The 10,673-nt window shown below is 50.8% G+C and carries 7 protein-coding genes and 1 pseudogene; 2 read left to right on the top strand and 6 right to left on the bottom strand.

All coding sequences use genetic code 11. The annotated features are described in order from the left end of the window. The 3 genes from ACOJTG_RS21580 to ACOJTG_RS21590 all read right to left on the bottom strand — a co-directional run. The coding region (locus ACOJTG_RS21580) for a SusC/RagA family TonB-linked outer membrane protein (protein WP_420155699.1) at positions 1-2,798 on the bottom strand (2,798 nt) is incomplete at its 3' end. A gap of 122 nt (positions 2,799-2,920) precedes the next feature. Further along, positions 2,921-3,832, bottom strand: a complete 912-nt coding sequence (locus ACOJTG_RS21585) for a FecR family protein (RefSeq protein WP_420155700.1) — start codon at positions 3,830-3,832, stop codon at positions 2,921-2,923. Between the two features lie 270 nt (positions 3,833-4,102). Continuing rightward, the gene (locus tag ACOJTG_RS21590) at positions 4,103-4,612 is read right to left on the bottom strand and encodes an RNA polymerase sigma factor (protein ID WP_420155701.1); all 510 of its coding nucleotides are present in this window, start codon (positions 4,610-4,612) and stop codon (positions 4,103-4,105) included. 270 nt (positions 4,613-4,882) lie between these two features. Here ACOJTG_RS21590 and ACOJTG_RS21595 point away from each other — a divergent pair, with 270 nt between their 5' ends. Both ACOJTG_RS21595 and ACOJTG_RS21600 read left to right on the top strand, forming a co-directional pair. Then, positions 4,883-5,758 carry an aldo/keto reductase gene (locus ACOJTG_RS21595; protein WP_420155702.1) on the top strand — a complete coding sequence of 292 codons (876 nt, stop codon included), beginning with the start codon at positions 4,883-4,885 and terminating at the stop codon, positions 5,756-5,758. Between the two features lie 102 nt (positions 5,759-5,860). After that, the gene (locus ACOJTG_RS21600) at positions 5,861-6,535 is read left to right on the top strand and encodes an HAD family hydrolase (RefSeq protein ID WP_420155703.1); all 675 of its coding nucleotides are present in this window, start codon (positions 5,861-5,863) and stop codon (positions 6,533-6,535) included. A 390-nt stretch (positions 6,536-6,925) separates the two neighbouring features. Here ACOJTG_RS21600 and ACOJTG_RS21605 read toward each other — a convergent pair whose 3' ends face one another. The 3 genes and pseudogenes from ACOJTG_RS21605 to ACOJTG_RS21615 form a co-directional block, all read right to left on the bottom strand. Further along, entirely contained in the window at positions 6,926-9,202 is a 2,277-nt protein-coding gene (locus tag ACOJTG_RS21605) for a hypothetical protein (RefSeq protein WP_420155704.1), read from the bottom strand. 5 nt (positions 9,203-9,207) lie between these two features. Further along, complete coding sequence (locus ACOJTG_RS21610) at positions 9,208-10,329, bottom strand: DUF4249 domain-containing protein (RefSeq protein WP_420155705.1); 1,122 nt, start codon at positions 10,327-10,329, stop codon at positions 9,208-9,210. Beyond that, positions 10,329-10,673, bottom strand: a pseudogene (locus ACOJTG_RS21615) (TonB-dependent receptor); the annotation flags it as partial. The pseudogene ACOJTG_RS21615 and the gene ACOJTG_RS21610, both read right to left, overlap by 1 nt.

Here is a 10,673-nt window from a genome sequence, read left to right on the forward strand (position 1 = left end):
TTCCCATTCACCTGTGTACCATCTAAGGGTGTATTTTTCTGGGTAAAATCCGAATGCTTCAGTCCCTGGTTTACGTTCAGTCCATTCTTAAATCCATGATTGAAATAAACGGCCAGTTCCCATCCCGTCGTTTGCATTTCACCGTAGTTTCGACGGGGAGCTGCTGCACCGAAGGTACTCGGCAGTTGAATACCCGTTGTAATCATGTCGCTGGTGGTCCGGCGGTACCAGTCAAAGGTCACGCCTACTTTATTCTTCAACAGCTTGGCATCTGCCCCAAAATCAAGGGTACTGATCGTTTCCCAGGTGAGCGAAGCGGGTACGAGAGCTGGCGTATTCACCGTCAACATGTTCGTACTGCCGATCCACCAGTTGGAGTTGGAAGTAGCCATCGTCGGACGGAACGTCGTTGACCCCACGTCCGTATTACCCAGTGAACCGTACGAGCCCCGAATTTTCAATGAGCTTACAATGGGTTCGATGGGTTTCATGAACGGCTCTTCCGAGATCACGTATCCCGCCGAGACCGAGGGGAAAAAGGCCCACTGCGTTCGGGTTGGGAAGAACGAGGAACCGTCGTAACGACCGTTCAATTCCACCAGGAATTTATCTTTGTAGCTGTAGTTCAAGCGGCCAAAGAAACCCTGCGTAGCCCAGTGACCCCGTCCGCCGTCTACGTACTGATCACCCGTAGCCAAGGGTAATTCGCCCAGATTCATGTCCAGCAAATTGCGTCGTTCGGAACGCTGATCCCAGTTTTGCTTGATGTCCATGTCCATCCCGGCAATCACCTTGATGGAGTGGTTGGTCAATTCTTTCTGGTAGGTACCGAAGGCTTTCACCGTGTGCATTTCATCCCACAGGGAGCGGTACACCACGCGATCGTAGGAAGCACTGGCGTAAGATTCGTACTTGAGCGGTACGCCATTCCACTGGTTCCAAGCCATTACTTTCCCGCCGACATCCCGAATGTGCCGGTTGGTGTTGGAATAGGTATAGTTGGCATCAATGGTCAGTCCTTCCATCAGTTTCAGTCGTCCGCCGATAGTAGCCCGCAGGAAGTTCTCGGTTGCATTGATCATCTGAGCCTGTTGCACTTCACTTACCGCACTGCGGAAGGGTTTGCCTTCGTAGGTTCCGTAAGGGTACACGCGTTGCCAGCGATAGAGGTAATACAGCGGATCGAAGGCCGTACCGGTAAAGGAGAACGGTGTCTCGAATACGCTCTTCGAAAACAGAATTTTTCCGTTAATGTCCAGCCATTTATTGATAGAAGAGTTGATACTGAACGTACCATTATAGCGATCAAACTTGTCCGTTTTATCCTTGAGTACCCCCTGCTGATCGAGGTAACCCAGACTCAGGTTGTAGCTGGTTTTGTCTGAACCGCCCGTAATGCCTAGGTTATGGGTTTGCTGGGGAGCCCATTTCCGCATGAACATGGCTTCGGCGTCCCAGGGGCGGTAGAAGTACAAACGACCGTCCTTGATTTCAAAATCACGACCCAGTACCATGTCGTTACCCAGGTTTTGTCCGCCGTACTGAGCTTCCCAGTCGCGGATTTTCTGGATACTTTCATCGGTAAAATACATCCCTACGGTACCAAACGTCGTAGCGGCGGGGTTCGAGCGGCGAGCCGCGGCAAGTGCGTACTCCGGACCTTCGGCGGCACCGGCGATTTTAGGCGTCGTGGTAGGTGTGCTATAGGAAAAGTTCGTCGAGTACGTTACCTGACTCCGGGTGTTTTTCTTTCCGGATTTGGTGGTAATCAGGACGACACCCCAGGCGGCCCGGCTTCCGTAAATGGACGTAGAAGCCGCATCTTTCAGTACCGAAATGGATTCGATATCATCGGGATTGACCATTTGCAGACTCTGAATTTCGACGTTATCGACCAGAATCAGGGGTTGGGCCCCGTTTCCGGCGTTGAGCGAGCCCGTTAGTCCCCGCAACCGGATCTGCGGGTTCGTACCCAGGTCACCGCTCGTCGTCGAGATCGTCAGCCCCGGTACCGCTCCCTGCAAGCCGCGAGCGACGTCGGTTACCGGACGGGATTTCAAAAATTTATCGGTTTCTACCGTAGATACGGCTCCGGTCAGGTTACCTTTCTTCTGGGTTCCGTATCCCACGACGACAACTTCGTCGAGTCCTTTGATGGATTCATCGAGTACCACTTCCAGCTCTACGCGATTCCCCAGTACGACTTCCTGGGTTTTGAAACCGACAAAGGTAAAAATCAGCACATCCGTTTCCTTCACATTATCGAGTGTAAACTCCCCCTTCTGATCGGTGAGCGTACCCCGTTGTGTATCCTTAATGACGACGCTAACGCCGGGCAGCGTAACACCTTTACTATCAATTACTTTTCCTTTGACCCGAACGGCCATTTCTTTCACCGTCGCCGCGACTACGGGCTGATGAACTGGCGTTGGCGGTACGGGCAGGGCCTCCCGACGTTTAAAAATAACAATGCTGTGATCGGTTTCGCGGTACGCGTACGCCGTGTGGTCTAATAGAGCAGTGAGTACATGACCGACGTTATCATTGGTAAATGTTCCCGCCGGTACCTTAATTTTTCTTAGTTCGTTGTTGTTATAGGTAAAATCAATGTGGCTCGTTTTCCGCAGGGTTTCGATGGCTTTTTCCAGCGAGGTTTCCCGGAGTTCAAGCGTTACTTTCTTACTGATCAGATGCTGGCTGTAGCTTTTTTCGGCCAGCAGGCTCCCCGCCGCCGTAAGCATCATGCCGCACGCAATCAATCCAACCCTCATGAGTTTGATTCGTTTGCTTTTTCTCATACATTTAAGTGTGTTTAATCCCTGTATTAAACCCAGCGGCGGTTTTCCGGTGTCCGACTCCTACCTCATTCACCGGGCCGCTGGCCGAACCGTACCTGTTTCCGCGGGTACGGTTCCTTTCGTTACTGACATTCAGTTCCTGAAATCAGCACCTCCTTTCCTTTAATTTCATACTGAATTCCCTGGATATCTTTCACTAAATCAAGCACTTCGTTAAGTTTTTGCGATTGGGGTTGAAAGGCAAGACTACTCACGCAATTGCGGAAGGTAGCTCGGTTGAAAATGACTCGAACGTCGTAGGCGTTTTCAATCGCCAGGGCAATGTCGGCGAAGCTTACGGCCTTGAGTACGACATTGCCCGTTTGCCATTCTACGGTTTCGGCGGCATCGATGGTTCGCTCGATGGCCTTGTGTTCCGTTTTCAGGTACGTTATTTCCTGATTTTTTTCCAGTACGGCCAGCGATTTTGTGCCTTCGCTCACGGCTACTTTACCCGTTACGACCGAGACCTGCAGGGTTTCGAGAGCCTGGTATGCTTTTACGCGAAAGGTAGTCCCCAGCACGCGGGTCTGTACGTTTCCGGCGTGGACCACGAAGGGTCGTTTCTCATCGTGAACGACCCGGAAGAAGGCCTCTCCATCTTCCAGAAAGACTTCGCGGTTCTGATTAAAATCCGGAGCGTAATGCAGGGCTGTCGCGGCATTGAGCCAGACTACGGAGCCATCGGGTAGCGTAATCGCCCGCACTTTACCCGCGGGGATTTGAATACTGATGGCTTGCGTATCGCGAGCCATCCAGTAGTAGACGCCTACGCTACCGAGGAGCAACACAATACTGGCCGCCAGCCCATAGGCCCAGCGAAAGCGTCGCACCTTGGGTGCTTCAAAGCCCAGCGTACCGTGAATACGCTGTAAAATTTCCTGTTCCAGTTCACGATTCGCAGGATCCTCATCGGGTTCCTCCATCCCAAACTGTCGGTATAAATCGTCTTTATCCATGTACGGTGGAAGGTTCAACACTTCGTATACCACCATGACGAAGTCGGGTACGAATCGTACTAGAAGGAATGCGTTATTTTTTTAGTTGTAGGTTGGTTGTTGTTAGTTGTTGGGGAGCCAGAGGCTTGATTAACAGGAGAGATATGCTCCTCTCCTACTCTGTTTATTACCTACTGAAAACGCTAGCGTACAACGTATACCAGTATTTGTCGGTATGCGGTGGCAAGAATCAGGTTTGCTGGATGCGTGAGCGAGTTCAGTTACCAACCGAACCGAAATACCTATACGTCACAAGAAAGGTTCAGCTTATTTCTCCAGCTGAAACTCCTTCAGACGAAGCAGGGCGTTTTGAATTTGGTTCTTAACCGTTTGAGTAGAAAGGGATAAGCGTTCGGCGATTTCCTGCGGGGATAATTGTTCCTGCCGACTGAGTAGAAAGATTTGTCGCATGGCCGGGGGCAGGTGTTCAATGCGATGCATAAGCCGCGTTTCCAGCTCCGTGTAAATGAAGGAATCGTGCACACTTTCACTAGCGGTTTCGTGCGTTTTGAGCAACTCGTTCTGAGCCCGCGTGTGTACGGCTTTTTTACGTTGCAGGTCAATGAATCGATGGTTGAGCATCGTATAGAGATAACCCGCAAAGGTCGTATGAATGACTAGCGTATGGCGTTTGTACCAGAGTTCGACAAACAAATCATGCACTACATCCTTGGCCAGGTCCGGATCTTGTAGCTTTTTCGCGGCAATGTCGTAGATCACCTTCCAGTACCGTAGATACAGCTCATTAAAAGCAGTCCGATCGTCCTCTGCTTTCAATTGGTTTACGAGCACTAGATCCGAAAAAGCTTTCAAGTAAATGTTTTGATCAAGGTAAAATTCATTCTGCGAATTGCTAACTTATGGATTCTATGGCTTTTTACCAAGCAAAAAGGCTGTATAAATATTTTGTTAAATCTGCGACTGACCAAGTAAAATAGGGTTTACAGCCGCAAAAACCTGTTCGGCATTAGGAATTAATGCTAATTTTGGTCCAAAGTCTTGACGTACACCCCACGTTAGACCACGGTTATTATAATCTCATTTAGTATGCAAAAAGTGTATTTGAGTGACTCCGGACCCAAAGTTTCGGAAGCAATTTATGGATTCTGGCGTTGGGAAGACAAAGGTGCCGAAACCCTCACGTCGATGGAAAAAGTGGTCAACTTATGTCTGGAACTCGGGGTCAATACCTTCGACCACGCCGATCATTACGGAAACCATACCATCGAAGAATATTTCGGTAAAGTCATTCAGCAGAAGTCCGTCAAACGCGAGGATCTGGTTCTTTTCAGCAAGTGCGGCATTCGTCAATCGGCTCACGGTTTTACGTATTACGACAATACCAGTGCGTACATTACCGAGAGCGTGGACAATTCCCTGCGAAGACTCAAAACGGATTACCTCGATATTTTCCTGCTCAACCAGCTGGACCGCCTCTGCCCACCCGAAGAGACGGCCCGTACGTTGATGGAACTCGTAAAATCCGGTAAAATCAAGAATCTGGGAGTCAGTAATTTCACCGTGTTCCAGCACCAGTTACTGGAATCGAACCTGAAGCGACCCATCGTAACGAACCACATTGAGCTGAACCTGTCGAACACTACGGCCATTGAAGACGGACGCCTTGATTTTATCAAGCAACGGTTCAGCAAACCCCTGGCCTGGGCTCCCCTGGCTGGTGGACGTATCCTGAATGGTTCGGATGCGAAATCGGTTGTACTCCGCTCGAAACTCGAAGAAATGGGGCATAAATACAACGCCAACGTCGAACAGATTGCCGTAGCCTGGCTGTATCAGCTGGGAACCTTACCCATCATTGGCTCGCTGTCGGAAGAACGTATCCGTAATGCCGTCAGTGCGGCGGACATCAAGCTTTCGCACGAAGACTGGTACGAATTGTATAACCTTGCTCTGCTGAAATAAGTTAGGTAGACAGATCGGCGTTATAATGTCCCGATCGGTCAGGCTTCCAGTCTCGTACTCAGGCTGGAAGCTTTTTCCTATCATTCTCTGTATCCCATTGGCATGAAACCGTATTCCCTGATTCTGTTTGATTACGACGGTACGCTTTGTGATTCTCGACAGGCCATTTTAGCGACCTTCCCCCCTACCTTCGCTCATTACGGTGTGCCGGTTCCGCCCCTGGTTGAACTGGAAGCTGTCGTCAGCAAAGGACTGGTAATGGGCGAGGCGTTTCAGGTACTGAATCCGGCATTGTCGATCGATGAAGTCAACGAATGGGTGACGACCTACCGGGCCATCTACGACCAGGATGCGTACCGATTGGTGGAATGTTATCCGGGAGCCAAAGAACTGATGGAACATCTGGTTGAGCAAGGGAAACACATCGTCGTGATTAGTAACAAGGGCATTCGTTCCATCGAAACTTCGCTGGATTATCTGGGATTGACGCCTTACGTTTCACTGATTCTGGGTGATGGCAGCCCTCTGCTACGGGGGATGCCGAAAAAGCCCAGTCCGGAGAGTTATAGTAAAGTCATTCAGCCGCACTTCGATCTCCATTCGGGTAGTAGTACCCTCATGATCGGCGATACCAGCATGGACCTGCAATACGCCAACAACTGTGCGATTGACTCCTGCTGGGCCACGTACGGATTTGGCGATCCCGAAGCCTGCCGACCGCTCCATCCCACCTACGAAATCAGTAGTTTGCTGCAATTGAAAGAGGTGATTCAGTAACCCTCTAGTCGTCGATCTCGTTACAGGCTGACGATTTCCAGCAATCTATCCTCCCCTTTTTACAGCAAAACGGCTTTCCAAGGCCCCAAAGCGAGTCGTCGATCTCCGGGTAAAATCGTATCATTAGGGGTCGACGCGTTAAGGTCTTGTTTTCTGACGAAGAAATGTCCATTTTTAAATGCCCGGAGCGGATTTGAGGAGTTCGGTAGTCGGGGTCTTAATCGTACCTAGTTGGAATTGAAATCCAATCATGTAAGTGTATTCGTAGTCGAACACCTGAGTCTTAATCGTACCTACTTGGAATTGAAATAGGCATAGGCAACTGCCTTTGCAAAAAATGCCAGCAGTCCTAATCGTACCTCATCGGAATCCTCCAGACTTAACCAAAACCTACTTCTGCACCTCAAACGTCATCCGCTGACTTCCGGCGTCTCCTTGGGCGGAGAGCCCCTGAATGACTACCTGATACGTACCAGACAAATCGGACGTGTAAAAATCGAGGGCTTGGGTTGTTTTTACCTGCGGAGCCCAGTACAGAAGCGTTCGAAAATCAGCCGTACGGCTTTGGCGTTGCTGAGGCGTATCGTAGCGGGGTGAATAAAACTCCCGTTGAGCCTGTACGCCCTCGTAGGAAGTCACCAGTCCCTCGGGTTGCAAACCGGCCAGGTCACCTTTATAACTCCGGAAACTGACAATTCCCTCAAACAGTAAGGGTCCCAGAAAATACCGCCGATTCACGACATCAAGCCGTTTGATTCTCAGCGGATCAAGGGCCAGTACTTTATTCACGTCAAATACGGGTACGCCATCCATCAGTACGAGCGGGGGTTGGGTAAAGCTGTATTCCGCCCGACCCAACATCAGAAAGGAAAATTGGGACTGATGCCGCCGCACGTCTACTTCGGGCACGTACTCCCGCATCACTTCTTCCAGTACCGGAAAACGCGTGTAATCATCCAGTTTATACGTCTTTTCGGCAATTCCATAAAAAGCCACCGTATCGGTTACGGGCACGGCTTGGTACAGGGGCTGGTAGGCATTGCGTACCTGCATCTGGATACTGCGATCCAGCAGTGCATTTTTCAGCGTTTGGTCAAACGAAAAAGCGGGTAAGGTCCGCGAAGCAAACTGGTCCGAAAACGGACTCTCCAGCTCCACCCGCTGCAAGGTATCCGCCGTTTGTACCACGACTTCATTCATTCCCTCAAAGTGCTTCATCTGAAAAAAGACCCGTCCGGCCGTATCGCTTAACGCCGGGTACAACCAGACGTCCTTGCCCGGAGCCGCCAGATACACCGGCACCTTTGCCACGGGTTGTTGATTGATGGTGACTTTTCCGTACAGCAAGTGCGTTTCGTATTCAGGAATGTACCGAAAGGGAACGGGACGCATCACTTCGTCCCAGCGAAACCGGCTCCAGCCGTGCGTCAGCATTACTAAATCGACGTTGGTCGTCGGATCAGTCAGGTAAGCAGCGGGGGCTTCAACCGTACCCTTCAAGTCAGAATTTAGCCAGAGATAACTGTAAATATCTTCACTCGCGTCGCCTTGCAGGGAATCGAGTCGGTACACGGCCACTGAAACATCCGCCGAATCGGGCAGTTGCAAAGTCAGGGCTATTTTCTCCCGTCGTGCATAGGCCGCCTTATCGCTTTTGACGCCGAGCTTCATGGCGGGTCGTTGCGGACGTTTAAAATACAGCCGTTCGCATAGGGGCTGTCGATTGGCATTGAATAAGGTCAGGTGCGTAATACCCTCCAGCAAGTCACTTTTCTTCACCCAGAATTGCGTTTTCCCCTGGCGAATCATACTACTTTCACTCTGCTGCACCGACCGCTGGGTGTGCACCAGTAACGACACGCGACCATCGGGTCCGGCGACTTGTACTTCCAGTTCCTCTTTGCCCGTATCCTGTACGGTTAGTACGTAACCCGATTTCTGTACGTCCGGCAGCGGGTAGGTTCGCTGGGTTCCGGCGGCATCTTTCACCACCGCCCGGTACGTTTCGCCAGCCTTGGGTGTCAGTACAAAGGAACCCATCCCCAAATGTTCGGGACGGAAGGTCGCTACCGTTTCATCCGAAGCATTGAGAATCGTCCCGCTGAACGTACTGCCTAATCCATTTTCATTGATACCGCGAAAAGCGACCCGACTGGGTAAGGATTCGACCAGGTGGCCGCCTTCCGGGAAAAACTGTAGATCCAGTTGAGGCTCTTTTTCCTGCGTTGGTATTTTCGTAAAGCTATTGACTATTGTCAGGGGTTTTTCGTAGTACAAATCAGCCCCGAAGTTTTTCATCCAGTTGGTGTACGCTCGCAGATGATACCGCCCCGAATTCAACGTAGCCGGTAAAATGAGCATTCCGTGCCCCTTGCCTTTCTCGAGCGAAACCTTGCTTTGCAATACGGGAGCGTGACTGGCATCCAGCAATTCGAGGTACGCAACCTTACTCAAATCGGCGGGTTGGTGGGTCGTTCCATCGACTACGTAGAGTTTAAACCAAAGCGTTTCGCCGACTACGTAAAACGAACGGTCACTGTGCAGATATACTTTTTCCTGAAATGCTTTCTGACTGTATTGCTCAAAGGCCTGGCGAACGGCATCCTGACCGAATACCTGTCCGGCCGATATCATCAGAAAAAGCCCTATTAACTTTCGTGCAATCATACCGTTTAAAACCAGCTAGGTTTATTGAGATTTCCCCCTAACGAACGGCAATCAGCACAGTTACTGGGAACGAGCAGATACCGCAGGGGCATATCGAGCGAGCCAATAATCTTTCTGCTATTGTCGGAGGTTAATATCGTTTCTTGGGGCGACAACGTGTCGGGCTCGACTAAGCAGCGAGGATAGGTACCGGGGAACCAGCCGTTAAAATCGTACGGTTGTACTGTCAGACGTAAGGTTTGCTCGGTACCCGCCGAAAAGAATCCGAACGCCAACTCTTCAGGATGACTTTCGCAGCGGATATTACCCGTCACTAACGAAGGCAGCGGATCAAACAAACCACCCGTCGTTTCGGAAGTCTTGGCGAGCATGTCCCAGTATTCGTAGGCCGCCTGCGTCAAGGCATACTGTTTCACCAGTAAACTGTATTTGACCAGTAACTTATTGCTGGAACTATGTATCATCACCAGCGGATAACTCTGAATGCGGTCCTGGCTCAGTTTAGCCGAAGTCCCGATCAGGATGTTCGTAGGTCGGTCCGTTCGCCAGCAGGAGTATACGTCCACCTCTCGCCGAACAACCTCTTTATTCACGACTTCCACGCCCGAGTAATAAGCACTTTGATACTGGTACGTTTCTTCGACTTTCCAGCGATAAAAGCGAGTATTGTTGGTCGGATCGTGGGTATGCACGAGAAAACGCATGACGTTGTTGGGCCGATCCGCCTGCCAGGTTACACTGTCGATAGCCGGGCTCTGCTTGGCTGGTACGTAATCAGAAACATAGGTCTTACCGTCGTAGGTAGTGATCTGAATCCGAAAATTCTCATTGCCTACGAACTTTCGCGGGGGCAAGATATAGGTACCCCCTTGGATTTCGATCAAGGGCAACGTTGTACCCTGATCCCCTCTCACTTGCACGCGGGCTCCGCTTTCGGCCACCGGCGGCGTGACATCATTTACGGGTTGCGTTCGTGATAGTGTAATGACCGTGGTATCCCCGCTGGTATTCAGAAATCCGCTCACAACCAGATACCGGTTGTTCAGGGAAGAATCGGCGGGCTTGAAGGGATCAATACAGCTACTGACCGCCAGCAGGATTCCGAAAAAAAGTCCCCAGTATCTCATCAGAATTTGAAATTATACGTAATGCTTGGAATGGGCTGGCCAAAGATGGACAATTGATACCCATTGATTTTCCCGTTTTCGGTAACGAAATAGACCGAATACGGATTTTTACGCCCGAGCAGGTTGTACACCGATAGCGTCCAGGAGCTGTGAGCCAGTTTACGTACCCGGTGATTCCCCTCGATATTGATGCCCACATCGGCCCGGATGTAATCGGGAATGCGATTCTGGTTACGGTCGGCGTAGTACGGTCGCACTACCCCATCCATTACGTACTTGCCCACGGGAGGCGTGTAGGGCCGGCCCGTACTGTAAGTAAAGTTGAGCGAAAAGCTCAGGCGGCG

Origin of the sequence: Siphonobacter sp. (genome assembly GCF_048595215.1) — a bacterium.
Lineage (GTDB): Bacteria > Bacteroidota > Bacteroidia > Cytophagales > Spirosomataceae > Siphonobacter.